The 18,788-nt window shown below is 45.7% G+C and carries 11 protein-coding genes; 6 read left to right on the plus strand and 5 right to left on the minus strand.

Annotated elements, in window-relative coordinates:
- Window positions 1-146 precede the first annotated feature (146 nt).
- From gap to NQ544_RS01740, 3 genes are all read left to right on the plus strand, one after another.
- Window positions 147-1,178 (plus strand): type I glyceraldehyde-3-phosphate dehydrogenase, encoded by a 1,032-nt coding sequence (gap, locus tag NQ544_RS01730; protein WP_006846296.1) that lies wholly within the window; start codon window positions 147-149, stop codon window positions 1,176-1,178.
- A gap of 145 nt (window positions 1,179-1,323) precedes the next feature.
- Window positions 1,324-2,280: a tRNA (adenosine(37)-N6)-dimethylallyltransferase MiaA gene (miaA, locus tag NQ544_RS01735; RefSeq protein ID WP_228023609.1), complete on the plus strand. Its 957-nt coding sequence runs from the start codon at window positions 1,324-1,326 to the stop codon at window positions 2,278-2,280.
- Window positions 2,281-2,386: 106 nt separating this feature from the next.
- The gene (locus tag NQ544_RS01740; protein WP_006846298.1) at window positions 2,387-3,316 is read left to right on the plus strand and encodes a diacylglycerol/lipid kinase family protein; all 930 of its coding nucleotides are present in this window, start codon (window positions 2,387-2,389) and stop codon (window positions 3,314-3,316) included.
- A gap of 77 nt (window positions 3,317-3,393) precedes the next feature.
- Here NQ544_RS01740 and NQ544_RS01745 read toward each other — a convergent pair whose 3' ends face one another.
- Entirely contained in the window at window positions 3,394-4,098 is a 705-nt protein-coding gene (locus NQ544_RS01745; protein WP_006846299.1) for a Crp/Fnr family transcriptional regulator, read from the minus strand.
- Window positions 4,099-4,310: 212 nt separating this feature from the next.
- Here NQ544_RS01745 and NQ544_RS01750 point away from each other — a divergent pair, with 212 nt between their 5' ends.
- The 3 genes from NQ544_RS01750 (at window position 4,311) to NQ544_RS01760 (ending at window position 9,060) form a co-directional block, all read left to right on the plus strand.
- Window positions 4,311-6,254 carry a glycogen debranching enzyme N-terminal domain-containing protein gene (locus NQ544_RS01750; protein ID WP_006846300.1) on the plus strand — a complete coding sequence of 648 codons (1,944 nt, stop codon included), beginning with the start codon at window positions 4,311-4,313 and terminating at the stop codon, window positions 6,252-6,254.
- Window positions 6,255-6,272: 18 nt separating this feature from the next.
- Window positions 6,273-7,541, plus strand: a complete 1,269-nt coding sequence (locus NQ544_RS01755; RefSeq protein WP_006846301.1) for a glycosyltransferase family 4 protein — start codon at window positions 6,273-6,275, stop codon at window positions 7,539-7,541.
- Window positions 7,542-7,626: 85 nt separating this feature from the next.
- Complete coding sequence (locus tag NQ544_RS01760) at window positions 7,627-9,060, plus strand: glycoside hydrolase family 57 protein (RefSeq protein ID WP_006846302.1); 1,434 nt, start codon at window positions 7,627-7,629, stop codon at window positions 9,058-9,060.
- Between the two features lie 112 nt (window positions 9,061-9,172).
- On the opposite strand, the gene NQ544_RS01765 is transcribed toward NQ544_RS01760, so the two are convergent.
- The 4 genes from NQ544_RS01765 to NQ544_RS01780 form a co-directional block, all read right to left on the minus strand.
- On the minus strand, window positions 9,173-10,963 hold the full coding sequence (locus NQ544_RS01765; protein WP_006846303.1) for a glycoside hydrolase family 43 protein: 1,791 nt from the start codon (window positions 10,961-10,963) through the stop codon (window positions 9,173-9,175).
- Between the two features lie 21 nt (window positions 10,964-10,984).
- A complete protein-coding gene (locus NQ544_RS01770; RefSeq protein ID WP_006846304.1) occupies window positions 10,985-12,970 on the minus strand; it encodes a glycoside hydrolase family 28 protein in 1,986 nt (661 codons plus the stop codon).
- Between the two features lie 242 nt (window positions 12,971-13,212).
- Entirely contained in the window at window positions 13,213-14,922 is a 1,710-nt protein-coding gene (locus NQ544_RS01775) for a RagB/SusD family nutrient uptake outer membrane protein (protein WP_006846305.1), read from the minus strand.
- 24 nt (window positions 14,923-14,946) lie between these two features.
- Window positions 14,947-18,222 carry a SusC/RagA family TonB-linked outer membrane protein gene (locus NQ544_RS01780; protein WP_006846306.1) on the minus strand — a complete coding sequence of 1,092 codons (3,276 nt, stop codon included), beginning with the start codon at window positions 18,220-18,222 and terminating at the stop codon, window positions 14,947-14,949.
- Window positions 18,223-18,788: the final 566 nt, after the last annotated feature.

The raw sequence follows: 18,788 nt of genomic DNA on the forward strand, positions 1-18,788 counted from the left end.
TTAGAAAAAAATTAGTAACTTTGCGCTCGAAAAGAAGAAAAAATGCTCTAAGGCGTAAAATTTTGAATGTTTCAGCATCGGATGAACGCTCGAAAGCAGTTAAAAAAGTAATTTTTATTAAACTTTTAATTTAAATATTAAGAACAATGATTAAGATTGGTATTAACGGATTTGGCCGTATCGGTCGTTTCGTATTCCGTTCTACAGTTGAGGCTGAGAACGCAAAGGAAGTACAGGTAGTAGCTATCAATGATTTGTGCCCTGTTGATTACATGGCTTACATGTTGAAGTATGATACAATGCACGGTCATTTCGACGGTACTATCGAGGCTGACGTTGAGAAGAGCGAGTTGATCGTTAACGGTAACCACATCCGTGTTACTGCTGAGCGTGATCCTGAGAACTTGAAGTGGGATGAGGTTGGTGCTGAGTACGTAGTTGAGTCTACAGGTCTCTTCCTCGCTTACGATAAGGCTGAGAAGCACTTGAAGGCTGGTGCTAAGTATGTAGTACTTTCTGCTCCTTCTAAGGCTGACGCTAACGGTAACCAGGCTGATATGTTCGTTTGCGGTGTTAACACAGACAAGTACAACGGTCAGAAGATCGTTTCTAACGCTTCTTGTACAACAAACTGCTTGGCTCCTATTGCTAAGGTATTGAACGATAACTTCGGTATCGAGACAGGTTTGATGACAACTGTTCACTCTACAACTGCTACACAGAAGACTGTTGACGGTCCATCTATGAAGGACTGGCGTGGTGGCCGTGCAGCTGCTGGCAACATCATCCCTTCTTCTACAGGTGCTGCTAAGGCTGTAGGTAAGGTTATCCCTGAGTTGAACGGTAAGTTGACAGGTATCTCTATGCGTGTTCCTACTTTGGACGTATCTGTTGTTGACTTGACAGTTAACTTGAAGAAGGCTGCTTCTAAGGAGGCTATCTGCGCTGCTATGAAGGCTGCTTCTGAGGGTGAGTTGAAGGGTGTACTCGGTTACACAGAGGATGCTGTTGTTTCTTCTGACTTCTTGGGTTGCGCTTTGACATCTATCTTCGACGCTAACGCAGGTGTTTACTTGACAGACAACTTCGTTAAGGTTGTTTCTTGGTATGACAACGAGATTGGTTACTCACACAAGGTTGTTGAGTTGATCAAGATCATGAAGAAGCACAACGGTTAATTCGTTGTCTCTTAACGATTAAGTATATGGCCGTCCAGCATTTTTTCAATGCTGGACGGCTTTTTGTTTTTATAAGTGAGAATTTCTTTTCATTTTATTTTGTTTTCTCAATAATTTCATTTAACTTTGCGGCATGAAATATTCGATGATAACCATATTGGGACCTACGGCGAGTGGTAAGACGAGTCTTGCTGCCGCTCTTGCAGCCAGGATCAATAGCCTGGGTGCCCATTTGTCGGGTACCCCTGCCAAGGGCGCTGAAATCATTAGTGCTGACAGCCGACAGGTATATCGCGGCATGGATATAGGTACGGGTAAGGATCTGGCTGACTATACCATCCATGGCAAGCAGATACCTTATCACCTCATTGACATCTGTGAGCCTGGTACGAAATATAATCTCTTTGAATATCAGCAGGATTTTTATGATGCCTATCAGGATATTCAGAAGAGAGGGGCATTTCCGATATTATGTGGAGGTACAGGACTCTATATTGAGTCGGTGCTGAAAGGTTATCATCTCTCACCTGTTCCGCAGAACCCGGAACTCCGTGAGTCATTGGCTCATAAGAGTTTAGAGGAACTTACGCTGATACTGAAAGAGCTGAAGGCGAAAACGGGTTCTAATATGCACAATCGCACAGACGTGGATACAGCACAGCGAGCTATCCGGGCGATAGAGATTGAAAGCTATAATCTGGAGCATCCGATGCCCGAACGTAAACTCCCTGCGGTTGATTCGCTGATTATCGGTGTCAGCATAGACCGGGACGCAAGAAGGGAGAAAATTTCACGGAGACTGAAACAGCGATTGAATGAGGGAATGGTAGATGAAATCAAGGGACTGCTAGATCGTGGTATTCCTGCCGAAAATCTCATCTATTATGGTTTGGAATATAAGTTTATTACAGAATATTTGATTGGTAAGACTTCATACGATGAGATGTATCGTGGTCTGGAACTAGCAATCCATCAGTTTGCCAAAAGGCAGATGACGTGGTTCAGAGGTATGGAGCGCAGAGGCTTTACTATCCATTGGGTAGATGCATTGCAGCCATTGGAGAAAAAGGTGGAGACGGTTTTGGAGCTGATGAGGAGCTAGGCTGCGGCCTGGAATCTGGCTAGGGCTGGCATCCGATGGAATCGGATGCAACGGTGGCTAGGCGGAAGTAATATTTCTACAACTTTCAAATTACAAAGAAGAGACAATGGTAAACGAGAATAAATGGGGGCTGCTTTATTGCCCTAGAGGAGGCTGGCGAAGTAACAAGCGCTGGGAAAAAATAGAGAAGGTGCTCAAGCAGCAGGGCGTGGATTACGACTTTGTGCAGAGCGAGAATCAGAAGAGCGTAGAAAGGCTCATCAGAATGTTTATCAACAATGGCTATAAGACCATTGTCATCGTTGGTGGAGATTCTGCGCTCAATGATGCCGTAAACTGTCTGATGCAGATAGATCCGAAAGAAAGAGAAGAGGTGGCACTGGGTGTTATTCCTAACGGACTGATGAACGACTTTGCCCACTTCTGGGGATTCAGCGACAGCGATATCGAGAAGACGGTGGCGTCGCTGAAAAAACGTCGTATCAGAAAGATTGACCTCGGTTGTATCCGCTATGTGAACAAGAAGGGGGAGAAATGCCGTCGCTATTTCCTCAACTGTATCAATATCGGATTCATCGCTGCCATTATGAACCTGAGACGAAAAACCCATCATATCTTCGGTTCACGTACCCTGTCGTTTCTCTGTTCCTTCATCCTGATGATATTGCAGCGTCTGGACTATAAGATGCATGTGAAAATCAATTCGGATGTTATCAAGCGTAGAGTGATGACGATGTGTATAGGCAATGGAACAGGATATGGACAGACTCCGAATGCTGTGCCATATAACGGACTGCTCGATGTGTCGGTGGTATCTCATCCTAAGACAACCCAGCTCTTCGAGGGAATCTATCTTTTTGTGAAAGGTAAGTTCCTCAACCATAAAAGTGTGCATCCTTACCGTACCCGAGAGGTAGAGGTGCTCGATGCCCAGCATGCCCTGATAGGTATTGATGGCAGATTGATGAATACACCGGTAGGCCCATTCCAGATTACTGTAATTCAGGAGGTTATCAACTTCCTGATACCCGTATGACCAGTATGCCCGTAATAAGGGAAATGTATCAAGAAAAACGTATAATGTAAAACATATAAATAAAAAATAGCAGAACTTTATCCGAGTTCTGCTATTTTTATGATTTCTTCTTCCTGTAAGATTTTGATTTTCCTTCCTTCAGTATTGATGAGTCCTTCTGCCGTAAAGGCTGAGAGCGTACGGATGGCATTGCTCGTTGTCATATTACAGAGATTTGCCAGATCTTCACGACTCAATCGGATGTCAAGAGTTTTTCCGTCTTTTTCTAACCCGTAAGAGTCTTTCAGAAATATCAGTCCCTCGGCAAGTCGGGCACGGATATGTTTCTGGGTGAGGTTCACGGTACGGTCGTCCGATTTACCTATTTCCACACTGAGATATTTGATAAAGAAGAAGCCGATGTTGAAACTCTTGGAGATCAGTTTCATGAGAACAGCCAGCGGGAACTGGGCAACGACGCAGTTTTCCAGCGACATGGCTGCCGTCTTGTATATCTCATCCGCAAAATAGGCTCTGAAACCAAAAAATTCAATCGGTTTGATAACACGGATAATCTGGCTCTTGCCACCGATACCTTCTTTGTATATCTTCACTTTTCCCGCTATGAGACATAGTGCACATTCAGGAGTGCCCTCGTTCTTGTAGATGATTTCGTTCTTCTTATACTTCTTGATTTCCAGATGTTCTTTCAGTAAATCGAACTGGTCATCAGTGATGCCTCCCCATAGCTTAGCAATCAGCATTGCTATATTTTCTTTATCGTATTTTTCTCTAGCTGCCATGTGTACAAATCTTTTAAACTGAAAACTGAGTGCAAAAGTAATGCTTTTTCTCGAAATAATCAAGCATTTTTGTCTAAAAATATGTTTTAAAACATAAAAAGGCAATTTTTTCTAAAAATGGCATACAAAAAACTTTGTTATACCACAAAAAAGTGTTACCTTTGAAAGCAATTAATTTAGTCAACAAAAATTTAGAACCTTAATGTAGATCTATGAGTTATCTAAAATTCGAAAAGGCCCTTATGACGAATCTTCAAGAGTCGTTGCCTAAGGAGTTGTTGAGGACAAATCGATCGGGTGCATATTCGTGCTCTACGATTGTAGACTGTAATACCCGCAAGTATCACGGATTACTTGTCGTGCCGGTTCCTGAACTGGACGATGAGAATCATGTGCTCTTGAGTTCGCTGGATGTTACGGTGATTCAGCATGGAGCAGAGTTTAACCTCGGCTTGCACAAGTACCAGGGCAACAACTACAGTCCGATGGGTCACAAGTACATTCGTGAGTTTGATTGTGATAAAGTGCCAACTACCCTTTATCGCGTAGGTGGTGTTATCCTGAAAAAGGAAGTTGTATTCCAGCATTATGAGAATCGCATTCTGATTCGCTATACGCTGGTAGACGGTCATTCGGCTACAACCCTTCGTTTCCGTCCTTTTCTGGCTTTCCGCAGTGTCCGTCAGTTTACTCATGAGAATGCTACCGCATCTCGTGATTATGCTGAGGTAGATCATGGCATCAAGACCTGTATGTATGCAGGTTATCCTGATCTCTACATGCAGTTCTCCAAGAAGAACGAGTTTAAATTCTGTCCAGATTGGTATCGAGGCGTGGAATATCCAAAGGAGCAGGAGAGAGGTTATGCTTCTAACGAAGACCTCTATGTTCCTGGCTATTTTGAAATGGATATCAAGAAAGGCGAAACCATCGTCTTTGCTGCTTCTACATCAGAAATCAAGGCGGTCAGCCTGAAGAAGCTCTTCGACAAGGAAGTGGATGAGCGTTCGCCTCGTGACAATTTCTTCCACTGTCTGGTCAATGCAGCTCATCAGTTCCATCGTCGTGAAAAGAACGATGACCGTTACATCCTGGCAGGTTACCCTTGGTTCAAGTGCAGAGCCCGCGATACATTCATCGCTCTTCCGGGTCTCACCCTCTCTATCGAGGAAGATGACTACTTCGAACTGGTGATGAAGACTGCCATGAAGGGATACTACGAGTTTATGGAAGGCAAGCCGGTCAGCGTTCATATTGCTGAGATAGAGCAGCCTGACGTGCCATTGTGGGCTATCTGGGCTTTGCAGCAGTATGCCAAGGAAACCAGCAAGGAAGAATGCTTCAAGAAGTATGGACAGTTTATCAAGGATGTTATCAACTTTATCCAGAATAACAAGCATCCGAACCTGAAGCTCGAAGAGAACGGATTGCTCTATACCGATGGTAAGGACAAGGCTGTTACCTGGATGAACTCTACTGCCAACGGCAGACCAGTGGTTCCACGTACCGGATATATCGTAGAGTTTAATGCTTTGTGGTATAACGCTTTGTGCTTCTGTGCTTCTCTCGCTGGAATAGTTGGCGAAGAAGACAGCCAGCAGAAACTCCTGGCTCAGGCTGATCAGACCAAGCAGGCATTCCTCGATACCTTCCTCAATGAATATGGCTATCTCTACGATTATGTTGATGGAAATATGATGGACTGGAGCGTTCGCCCGAACATGATATTTGCAGTGGCTTTCGACTATTCTCCATTGTCGCAAGACCAGAAGAAGCAGGTCCTTGATATCTGTACACGCGAACTCCTTACTCCTAAGGGATTGCGTTCACTCTCGCCAAAGAGTGGTGGATATAATCCTGTTTATGTAGGTCCGCAGACCCAGCGCGACTATGCTTACCATCAGGGTACGGCATGGCCTTGGCTCGGTGGCTTCTATATGGAGGCAAGTCTGAAACTCTATAAGCGTACCCGTTTGAGCTTTATCGAACGCCAGATGGTAGGTTATGAGAACGAAATGTCTTCCCACTGTCTCGGTACCATCAGCGAACTCTTCGATGGAAACCCTCCTTTCGCAGGTCGTGGTGCCATCTCTTTCGCCATGAATGTGGCTGAGATTCTGCGTGCGCTCGAGTTACTTGAAAAATATCAATATTAATAATAGGAGGACTGCTATATGAAAGTTTTAATGTTTGGATGGGAGTATCCTCCTCACGTATTTGGTGGTTTGGCAACTGCCAACTTTGGTATCTCCCAAGGACTTCATGCCCAGGGCGATGTTGATATCACATTGTGTCTGCCTCATCCTTTCGGTGATGAGGACCGCAGTGCCTGCAAGATTGTGGCAATGAACAGTGTGCCTATCGCCTGGCGAGATGTAAATCACGACTATGTGCAGCAGCGCGTAGGCAATATCATGAATCCGGACGATTATTTCCGCTACCGTGACCACATCTATGCCGATTTTAACTATATGCATGTAAATGACCTCGGCTGTATGGAATTTGCCGGTGGTTATCCGTCAAATCTTCATGACGAGATCAATAACTATAGCATCATTGCCGGAGTTGTAGCCCGTTCAGAAGAATTTGATATTATCCATGCTCACGACTGGCTTACATTCCCTGCCGGAATTCATGCCAAGCGCGTGAGTGGCAAACCACTGTGCATCCACGTTCATGCTACTGATTTCGACCGTAGCCGTGGAAAGGTGAACCCTACCGTTTATGCTATTGAGAAAGACGGTATGGATAATGCCGACTGCATCATGTGTGTATCCGAACTGACGCGCCAGACGGTGATTCACCAGTATCACCAGGATCCACGCAAGTGTTTCGCCATGCACAATGCCGTATACCCATTGAAGCAGGAGTGGCAGGATATTCCACGCCCAAATCATAAGGGCAAGGAGAAGGTAGTAACCTTCCTGGGACGTCTTACCATGCAGAAGGGACCTGAATATTTCGTAGAGGCTGCCAACATGGTATTGCACCGTACCCGCAATGTGCGTTTCTGTATGGCAGGTTCGGGCGATATGATGGATCAGATGATTTATCTCGCTGCCGAAAGAGGCATTGCCGACCGGTTCCACTTCCCTGGCTTTATGCGCGGCAAACAGGTTTACGAATGTCTGAAAGACAGTGATGTCTACGTGATGCCATCTGTGAGCGAGCCGTTCGGTATCTCACCTTTGGAAGCTATGCAGTGCGGCACACCAACCATTATCTCCAAGCAGAGTGGATGTGGAGAAATCCTGTCCAACTGTATCAAGGTAGACTACTGGGATATCCATGCCCTTGCCGATGCCATCTACAGCATCTGTCACAACGAGAGTCTTTTCGATTATCTCTCAGAGGAAGGCAAGAAAGAAGTAGACCAGATTACCTGGGAGAAAGTGGGTGCCCGCATCAAAGACCTGTACCTCAAGACCTTAGGGTGGAAGTAGGTTAAGTGAAGAGTGAAGAACGAAGAATGAATAATTTTGAGGCTTTACTCATCTTACAAGTTAAACGTTCAAATTTCAAATTTTTATGAAAACAATTTGTTTATATTTCGAGATACATCAGATTACCCATCTGAAACGCTACCGCTTCTTTGACATCGGTACCGACCATTATTACTATGATGACTACGAGAACGACCGTAGCATCAACGAGATTGCTGAGCGCTCTTATATGCCAGCCTTGAATGCCCTTCAGGAGATGATTGAAAAGAACGGCAAGTATTTCAAGGTAGCTTTCTCGCTTTCGGGTGTGGGTATGGAGCAGTTGGAACTTCATGCTCCTCAGGTACTGGAGAAGCTTCAGCAGCTCAACAATACGGGTTGTGTAGAGTTCCTGGCTGAGCCTTACTCTCACGGACTTGCTTCTCTGGTTAATGAGGCAAGTTTCAAGGATGAGGTGATGCGCCAGTGTACTAAGATTGAGGAATATTTCGGAAAGAAACCTACCGTATTGCGCAACTCTTCGCTCATCTACAGCGATGATATCGGTAACGATGTTGCCAACATGGGTTTCATTGGTATGCTCACCGAGGGTGCCAAGCACGTGCTCGGCTGGAAATCTCCTCACTATGTTTACCATTGCGCCCTGAACCCTAAGTTAAAGCTCCTGTTGCGCGATGTGAACCTGAGCGATGATATCTCTCTGCGCTTCAGCAACAGTGATTGGGACGGTTATCCACTCTTTGCCGACAACTATATGAACCAGATTGCTGCCTTCCCAGAGGAGGAGCAGGTTATCAATATCTTCATGGAGCTTTCTGCTCTTGGTATTGCCCAGCCTCTGTCAAGCAACATCCTCGAGTTTATGAAGGCTTTGCCTCAGTGTGCCAAGGACCGTGGCATCACCTTCTCTACACCTAGTGAAATCTGCAAGAAAATCAAGTCGGTAGGCGAGGTGAATGTGCCTGATACCTTGAGTTGGGTAGACGAGGAGCGTGATGTAAGTTCATGGTTGGGTAACCCGATGCAGCGTGAGGCTTTCAACAAGCTTTACAGTGTGGCAGACCGTGTACGTATCGCCAACGATCCACGTATAAATCAGGACTGGGATTACCTGCAGGCAAGTAACAACTTCCGCTTCATGACTACCAAGCCAAGCAATGTGGGTCTTGACAGAGGTATCTATTCAAGTCCTTTCGATGCTTTCACTAACTATATGAACATTCTTGGCGACTTCATCACCAGAGTAAACGACCTCTATCCAACTGATGTTGATAACGATCAGCTTGAAAGCCTGCTTACTACCATCAAGAATCAGGATGAAGAGCTTGAGATGAAGGACAAGGAGATTGTCCGTCTTCAGGCTAAGATTGAAAAGATAGAGAAGGAGGCAGAGAAGCAACATGGCGAGAAGCCTGCTAAGGCTGCTCCTGCCAAGAAGGCCGCAGCTAAGCCTGCAGCCAAGAAGGCTCCTGCCAAGAAAACAACAAAGGTAGAGCCTGCAGAAGAAAAGAAAGATTAAAATTTTTAGATTACTCATAATGATTAATCCCCCTCGCTGCATTGATTTGCAATGAGGGGGATTTTTTTGTTTCCCAAAATTTTCTCTGAAATAACGCGTTAGCTGGAAAGCGTTATTTTTCGAAATGAATCCAGTCTACGTCGAAGAAGGCAGCATCGTTCTTCTTGGCTGTGCGGGTGTTGAAGAAACCGAGCTTGGCACCAATCCACTTGCCTTCACGCACAGTGAAAGGATTGCCTATCTTGGTGAATTTCTTACCATCCAGACTGTAGCTCCATTCAGCGATAGCCTGTATCTGGTTGGCGATGCCTTCGCTATGAACCTTCACGCGGAGCCATACGTCCTGGGTGGCGATGCGGGAAGAAGGAATATCATCTACGGCATACTTCACGGTGTAAGGTTGAGGCTGCTTGCTGGTCTTGATGGCCACTTGCTTTACCACCTTCTCAGCCTTTCCCTTCTCAGCCTTCTCGCAGGTTACATATTGCAATACAACACCCTCTTCCTTGGTATCAACAAACTTGAGTGCCGCATAGTCCATGCCTTGCATAATCATGCCGGCGCTTTCGCCCAATACCTTATCATTTTCCTTGTAAGCCTCGGTGCGGTTAGGTATGAACTTCACCTTGGCAGTAGCAGTAAAGTTCTCGGTAGGGAGTTTCTGGAGCAGAAGGTTTGGCAAATCATACAGGTTCTTTACATCTTCAGCCTGCTGCACACCATAGAGACGCAACTTGGAGTTCTTGGCATCACAGAAGTACCAGTACTGACTGTAAGGACCGTTCCACTGCCATTGCAGACCTAAATCTACGCTGTTGAAATCATCCGATTCCTTAGGCTGGAAGTTACCGCTTGATGGCAGGTTTGGCTTCTTCCATTGCTGAACAGGGTCACCGCAGCCATCACCATCCTTGTCGTCACCGATAACGAGCCAGTCGTTCACCCATTTGGCTGGTTGCAGATGAACCACACGACCATAAGCGTGCTTATCCTGGAAGTGGAGAAACCAGTCTTCGCCGTTCTGGGTATCTACCCATGCACCCTGGTGAGGGCCGTTTACCTTCTTGTTCTTTCCCTGTGCCATACCCACATACTCCTCGTAAGGACCGTATGGATTCTTGGAACGCAGTTCTACCTGCCAGCCATACTTTACTCCGCCCGCAGGACTCATGATATAATAATATCCGTTGCGCTTGTAGAATTTGGTTCCCTCGATGGTTGGCTGGTCTTCATGGCCATCATATACGATGCGTGAAGGACCGATAACCTTGGTGCCGTCAGGTGACATCGGGGCTACGAAGAGTACCGACTTGATACCGGCTCTTGAACCGGCGCATCCATGCGAAAGATAAGCCTTGCCGTCTTCATCCCAGAGAGGGCAGCAGTCGATAAGACCTTTTCCCTTCATCACCCAGGTGATAGGTTCCCAAGGGCCGCGTGGATCTTGTGTCTTGGTCATGAAGAGTCCCTGGTCAGGATCGCCACAGTAGATATAGAACCATCCGTCATGATAGCGGATGGAGGGTGCCCATACGTAATTACCATGCTGAACCTTCTTGCGCCAATCCAGTTCGGTGCCCTGGTATTCAGGCAAAACCGGATAGTCATCGAGTAGGGCAGCGCCTATAATCTCCCAGTTTACCAGGTCGGTGCTGTGCAGAATCTGCAAGCCTGGGAAACACTGGAAGGAAGAGGAGGTCATATAGTAGTCATTGCCCACACGGCATACGTCAGGGTCTGAGTAGTCGGCGTCAATAACCGGGTTGCGGTACATTCCGTTCTTCAGGTTCGGATTCCATGTCTTGGATACCGCCTTCTGAGCATTCACGCTCAGTGCAGAGAGCGGAGAACTCAATGCGATGGTGGCGAGAATGCACAGGAGTGAATGCGATTTTATTTTCATTGTTACCGATGTTAAAATGAATTATTTAGCTACGTATTTCTTGTTGTTGTAGATATAGATACCTTTTTTGAGACCTTGCAGGTCTTCTGCCTTGGCATTGAGTTTCACCATGCGACCGCTGAGGTCGTAAATGTTGTTGTTGTTTACCTTGGCGATGGCAGCAATTGGCTGAATGCCTGTAGAAGTCTCTGTATAGAGAGTGAACTGCAAGATGCACTGCTTTACCTTTGGAGTGAAAGTAAGCGTGTGCTCTACAGGTGAATCAAACTCTACTGTATATTTTTTCAGACTTTTGTCTTTTGGAAAAACATAGGTAGAAGCATCATAGCTTGTGCCGTTAATCTCGCCGAGATAGGCATCTGCATCTGTGTAATTGTCTTTTCCCTCGATATCCATTTTGACAATCTTTATGCCGTCAGGAATGATGATGGTGTATTGATTTGCGCTATACTTGATATAGTTGGTACCAGAACCAGTATCGTATGTCTTTCCCTTCTCATTGCTGATAGCGAAGCCATTGTTGAAAGAACCGGCTGTCTTATCTGTCAAAGTCTTTGAGTTTAATGTGAAAGGACCCTTGGTATCAGTAACGGTTGAACCTGTAGACGTAGCATCACACTCGTCTGTCCAAGTAGAATCAAACTTCTTGAGCCAGATAGAACCGCTGCTGACGGTAATCTTAGAGTTGTTCTTGAACACGAGATTATCTACGAAGCGGATGTCGATGCCCTTTTTGGCTGAAATCTGCACGTTGTCGAGAGTCACGTTCTTGATATGGCTCTCAGGGCGGCCAATCAGGAAGATAGCGTTACCATCGCAAACATCTGTTGTCTTCACGTTCTGGAGCAGGATGCCATTGTAGGTTGGGGTAGTACTATCAAGAGCTCTGGCATTTGCCTTGTCTACGGCAGGATCGCTGTTGTAGTTCTTGTCGTAGTAGCAGTCGATAGAGAATGGGTTCTTCACCTTGGTCATGGTGAAGTTGGTGAACTTCCAGTCCTCCTCGCCACCGCCACGCAGTGTACCATTGCTATTGATACCCGTCTTCATGCGGATACCGGCAGTTGTGCCGTTCATGGTGATGTTGTCGAACCATACATGCTTGATGTTTTTGGTGAAACTACCGATAGAAGCACCATGTCCTGTACCAAAGTCGCAGTTCCAAACATGGATATACTGTGCATTGTCATCGCAAACTACGTTATCATCACCTGTACTGATGTTGCAGTTATAGATGTTCATGTGATGTCCCCAGATAGAGATACCGTCTGTGTTATGAGAAGGCTGTTCAGTCTTGGTTTCAGAAGAAGGGTTATAGATGGTTACATCATGAACAGTACCATTGCTGGCACCATTGCTGTTACTCAAGGTGATGTTGACACCCGGAGTATTCTGAACCTTGAGATTGCGAATCAGGAATCGGCTGCCTTTCTCGAATCGGATCATGGCTCCAGGATTGAAAGCCTCCTTGTTGTCGCGAGCCTTCCACCAGCGGGTACCCTGACCATCGATAATAGAAGTTTCACCTTCGCCCTCTATAACAATGTCGCTCTGGTTCTTGTTCTTGCAACCGATAAAGAGCGTTTTGTTGTTAGGTGCCTTACCATATTCAACGAGTTTCAGAGTTGCTCCTGCGCAAAGGTGGAGTACAGTCTTTGACTTGATGCTGAGTACCTCGGTCTTGCTTGTCATCTGGTCTGTACTACCAAACATCCATGTACCGGCAGGAATCACGACCATACCACCGGTAGAAGGCACAGCATCAAGTGCTTTTTGGATAGCCTTGGTGTTGTCTTCTGCCGTAGTAGAAGCACCATAATCCTTGATATTAAATGTGTTTGCCGAAGTGATGGTAGGCAACTGTGGTAGTTCTACGGCAGTCCATCCTTCAGGAGTGTTCTGTGCGTTCTGCTCGGCTGTGATACCAGCGAAAGTTTGTGCTTTAGTGAACATTGGCAGAGCCATGAGCGCAGCAAGCACGACTGACTTAATGATTGATTTCTTCATTTTTTCTTAGGTTTATCTATTTTATTATTTTCTTTTCTATAAGATTTTCTGCAAAGTTACGACATTTTTGCTTATCACATGCAGATTGTGAATAAAAAAGTACGAAAACGATTACGTATACCTTACCGATAGAACCAAAAGAAAGACCGTATCCATCAGGAATTATCTCCCTAGAATACGGTCTTAAACCTAATGATTAACGTATGTCCTGATAGGTTTTCTTTTCAACATAATGACTTTGATTAGTAACCAGGATTCTGGTCGGCTAATGTCAGTTGGTCATTGGCATCAATTGCAGCCTGTGGGATAGGGCGAAGAAGCTTCTTGCCGATATACTGGGCAGCCTTGTCTCCCATCTCATGGTTATACTTGGTGCAACGCTCTACCAGAGTCTGGGTTCTGCGAAGATCCATCCAACGAGCCTCATTACCGAAGTTCTCGCAGGCATTCTCATCAAGGATGTCATCGATAGAGATAGTTCCTGTAAGTGCAGAAAGACCAGCGCGCTGGTGAACCTCATTGAGTCGTGCCAATGCCTTAGGATTATCACCAGCCTTCAGATAAGCCTCAGCTGCTACGAGATACATCTCTGGCAAAGTGATGATATGGATGTCGCGATAGCAGGTGTTCTTCTCTGTCTTAGCAGTCTTGCTGTCGTCAAACTTCTTGCATGGACTGGAACCATATACCAGTTGCTGGTTATCGTAATATTCCATATCTCTGCCGTCCATATTCTGTGCTTCCTTGCTCTGTGAATCCATCGGAATGCGATAGGTGTTTGCTCTGTTTGCAGGATCTATAGCCTTCCATGCTTCAAAGTCGGCATCTGTTTCATACCATGCAGAATAGTATCGCGTTACTGGCTTACCTACCAGACTCTCACCATTCTTGTACCAGGTCCAGTAACCGGTATTTGCAGCATTTCCCTTGTTTATATCTGGCAATTCCTTCATGAAGGTAGCATCGTAACGCTGGTCTCCCTTCTTGAAACAATGCAAGGCATAGAGGGTTGGTACATAGCTGGAGGTTGTAGCCTTGATGTTATCCTCGTTTCCACCCAGATAGTTGCAGTAGTAACCGCTCCATTCTGTACCACCTGATGTTGTATTGTTGGCTGTAGCCAAATCATATTCCACATCCCAAAGGAACTCTTCGTTGTCATCGCCCGATCCGTCTGCCTTCCAGAGCTTGGCAAATGGGGTAGTCAGTCTTCTGCCTGCAATTACTTCATCGGCAAGAGCTGCTGCCTTGGAGAAGTATTCCTGCTTGTTGAGGTCCCATGCAGCAGAAAGGTAGGTCTTGGCAAGGATAGCCTTGGCTGTTTCCTGGCTGATTCTGCCGCCACCCTTGGTAGCTGTAGAAGCTTGGAGCACATTCTTGCTGATAACATCTTCGAGTTCGCTGATGATATAGGCATATACATCTGCAGCAGAAGACTTAGGATATCCTGTGTCTGCTGTGGTGAGGAAGTCCTTCATGATAGGGACACCACCGAAGTTGTTTACCAGAAGATAATACTCGTAGGCTGCCAATACACGGGCTTCGCCTACAAGCTGCCCCTTAGTCTTTTCATCAACTTGGGCTGTCTGTGCATAATATGACACAGAGTTGGCTGCACGTATACCTGAATAGAGGTAAGTATAGAGATTCTTGATATCCGTATTTTCTGGAGTCAAGGTCTCGTAAGTGTTCAATGCCTCGTTCATCTTGTTACGGGCATCGGCATACATGTCTGTACCTGCTGAGAAACAGCTAGTGAACAGAGGAGCTGCATAAACGTTTTGCAGATGCTGATAGGCATTATTGACGAGGTTGTTTAATCCCTCTTTTGTCGCAAAACTCTGTTTGGCAGTTACATTCGACTTGTTGCTGGCATCCAGGAAGTCGCTGCAACTTGTCATGGTTCCCATGCAGCAGGCCGCCAATGCTACGCTATATAATATCTTTTTCATAATTGTTTACTTCATTTAATGAGATTAGAACTTAAGATTTACACCAAACTGGTAGGTTACAGATGATGGACCGCCATTCTGCAGATTCTGTGATGCCCACTCTGGGTCGAAGCCCTTGTAGTTGGTGAAGCAGAATGGGTTCAGAACGTTTACATAAACACGGAGATTTCTTATACCTACCTTGTTTACTACGCTCTTAGGTAATGTGTAACCCAGGGTAATGTTCTTAACCTTGGTGAAAGAGGTCTTCTGATACTGGAAGCCTTCTCCCTTGGCTGAACCCTTGTCGCCGAAGTAACCACCAAAGGATGTATCGCTGTTGTTTGGATAAGGATACTTTCCGTAGTGGGTCTCTGTGGCGGTTGTAATCTCACCTGTTGCATGATCGATGATTGGTGCTCCCTTTGGTATGTAGTAATCCAGTTGCATGTGGGCATTACCACGGTCGCTAAACTTCATATACTTCTCATGGAAGTAGCTGCGTGACCAGAATCCGCTCTTTGTATAGAACATGATAGAGAAGTCGAAACCCTTGAAGTAAACATTGGTAGTGAAACTACCTGTCCAGCGAGGATCTGTGCAGCCATAAATCTGCTTATCGTTGTCGTCAATCTTACCGTCATCGTTCCAGTCGTTTACTGCCATCTGACCTTCATACCACTTATACTTAGTGCCATACTTCTCGTAGAATTCCTTCAGGGTATAGTGCTTGTCACCATTCATGGTGTGCATGGTTACACCCTTGTCGGTGATGACATCGGTATGGGTATAGTCACGGAGTACATTCAGTGGCTCGCCGATAAACCAATTGTTGGCTACCTCATCAACTTTACCATTACTCAACTCCTTAATCTTGTTCCAGTTGCGGGCGAAGTTTACATTCGCACTCCAGGAGAAGTCTTTCTTGTTGATGATGTTAAAGTTCAAACCGAGTTCAATACCTCTGTTCTGGACAGAACCTACATTGAAGGTTGAAGTCTTCTCACCAGTTTCGATAGGCACTGAACGTGACATAATCTGACCATCAGAAAGACGGTTGTAGAAGTCGGCTGTTACATTGATGCGGTTTTTCAGGAAACTCAGGTCGAGACCGAGGTCAAACTCTTTAACCTTCTCCCAGATGAGTTCTGTATTTATCAATCCGTTAGGATAATAACCCTGTACCTCTTTGCCGTCAATGGTTACATAAGATGGACCTGTAGCAGAAGCGATAGTTACATAGTCACCCACATTGTTGTTACCGGTAACACCGTATGAAAGACGGAGTTTAGCATTGTCTAACCAGTTGTTGAACTGCTTCATCCAAGCTTCATCTGAGATACGCCATGCTGCAGCTACAGAAGGGAACCAGCCCCATCGGTTGCCGTCTGCGAAGCGTGAACTGCCATCGGTACGGAGTGTAGCTGTAGCCATGTAACGGCCCTTATAAGAATAGTTGGCACGGAAAGCGAATGACTCCAGTGATGACTCAGTATAAGAACTTGAGAGCGTCTTGTCGCCGCTGGCTGTTCCCAGATTGTGGAATGTAGTGTGGTCGCTGGCGATACCCTTGCCTTCTTCGTACTGATATTCTGTGTTACTCTTGTACAGTGAGAACAGTGCCATGGCGCCAACGGTGTGGTCGCCAAATGTGCGGTTGTAGTCAAACTGGTTGTCCCACGTCCAGTCTACACGGGTTGTATTGGCAACAGAGCCGAAGTTGGTCTTGTTCTTCTGGTAGTAAGTTGAACCTACGTCGTTACCCTCGTTCAGACCTGTTGCATAGAAGATACCCTGGCGCTTGTGAGAGTAGTTTGGGGAGAAGGTGGTTGTAAACTTCAATCCCTTGATGATGTTGGCACGCAGGTAGAAGTTACCCATCAATCGGTACATCTTAGTCTCATTGGTATAGTTGCCGTCATTCAAATCGATGAGTGGGTTATATGTAGATGTAAACTGTGCATCTGAACCAAAGGCTGCCTTTGCTCCCGGGTTAGGAATCAGGTTGCCATCTGCATCTGTTGGAGAAACGAATGGGTTAAAATAGAATGCATTCACGTATGGAGAATAAGTACCATCAGTACATACATCCTGGGTGCGGCTCATTGACATGTTAGTAGAGAAACCTGCCTCGAATATCTTGGAGAGCTTGGCATCCATTGCTCCCTTGAAGTTAAAACGCTCATAGTCGTTGCCTTTGAATACGTTCTCTTCTCCCTGATAACCCATACCTACACGGTAGTTGATCTTATCTGTAGCACCGGCAGCACTGATAAAGTGGTTCTGCTGGGCGGCAGTGCGGGTAACCATCTTCTTCCAGTCGTAACCGTCGAAACTTGGATCCATCATCAGGTCATAAAGTTTGGAGTCTTTGTAGCTGGTTGCTCCCTTGCGGGCAAGGAAGGCAGAATTCAAGTCGGTATTCTTGATGATGTAGTGTGGATGTCCTTCGGCATCTACACCCTTGCGGCTAGAGCCATCGTAGCTCTTACCATCGAGCGTGGTATATCTGGCAAAACGATAATCCATAAACTCGTTGGCATCCATAAACTCAGGCATGCGCGCCAACTTCTTGATACCATAATATCCGTCATAAGAGATGGTTGCCTTCTGTGCCTTGTCTGCACCCTTGCTGCCCTTGGTGGTAATCATGATGACACCGGCAGAGGCACGGGAACCATAGATGGCGGTAGAAGATGCATCTTTCAATACATCGATGCGGTCGATATCATCAGGATTGAGGAAGTCCATGTTGTCGCAAACTACACCATCGATAACATACAATGGCTGTGCCTGCTTGTTGATAGAAGCCTGTCCACGAACCTGAATATTGAAGCCTGCACCTGCGCGGCTACCAGACTGGGTGATGTTGACACCAGGAACAGAACCCTGCAGAGACTCTGCAAGATTGGTAGTACCACGAGCGGCTATCTTTTCAGAGTTGACAGATGCAATAGAGCCGGTTACGTCGCGTTTACGCATAGTACCATAACCAACGACAACGACCTCGTCAAGAGCTGCATTGTCATCTTCAAGTACGATGTTCCATGTTTTCTGACTTCCTACTTTTACTTTCTTAGGCTTGCAGCCGATGTAGCTGAAAGTCAAGACCGTATTAGGGTCTGCGTTCTGAATGGTAAACTTACCGTCAAGGTCGGTGATGCCACCTGCCTTACCATTCTGGTCAGTAATGGTTACACCAATCATTGGGTCGCCATTAGCATCCTTAACGGTACCTTGGATTGTTTTCTGTGCAAAGGCGAGGAAACAAACCGAACTCAAGGTCAGTGCCATGCTGGCACGTTTCAGTTGTTGATACATAACGATGTTTGTTTTGTAGGTTATTATTAATCTTGTTAAGTTTCTCTGGTCTAATTGAACTTACTAGCGATTAGTTGTTGTCGTGTTTGATTCTCAATAGATCATAAGGAATCTTCGATTTTTGGTTATAATCTTAGATTTCTGCTACAAAGGTAATTAAAATTTTTAAATGTTGAATAAAATAAACGAAAAATCTAACGTAAACGTTTTCGGAAGTGTTGTTTCTACAATATAGCCTTTAATGGTGTTGATTCTGGCTTGCAAGTGAGGCTTATTTGATGGGGCAGGAGGTAGCCGGAATTACGTCACGACGTAGCATTTGCTGCGTCGCGACGCACTGGTTATTACGTCGGGACGCAGCAAATGCTACGTCGTGACGTAATTTCAGCAGCCCATGGTAAGCGGAGCCGCTTACCATGGGGCGTGGCAATAGGTGACAATAGGTGATAATAAAAATACCGCTTATTGCAACCCGTTATTCATTTATAATCAGAGAGTTATAGCACGAGTGGCAGATGTGACAACAAAATCGAAGAAAAAAAACGGTTCAATAAATTCGGGCTTTG

Source organism: Segatella copri DSM 18205 (assembly GCF_025151535.1).
Classification (GTDB): domain Bacteria; phylum Bacteroidota; class Bacteroidia; order Bacteroidales; family Bacteroidaceae; genus Prevotella; species Prevotella copri.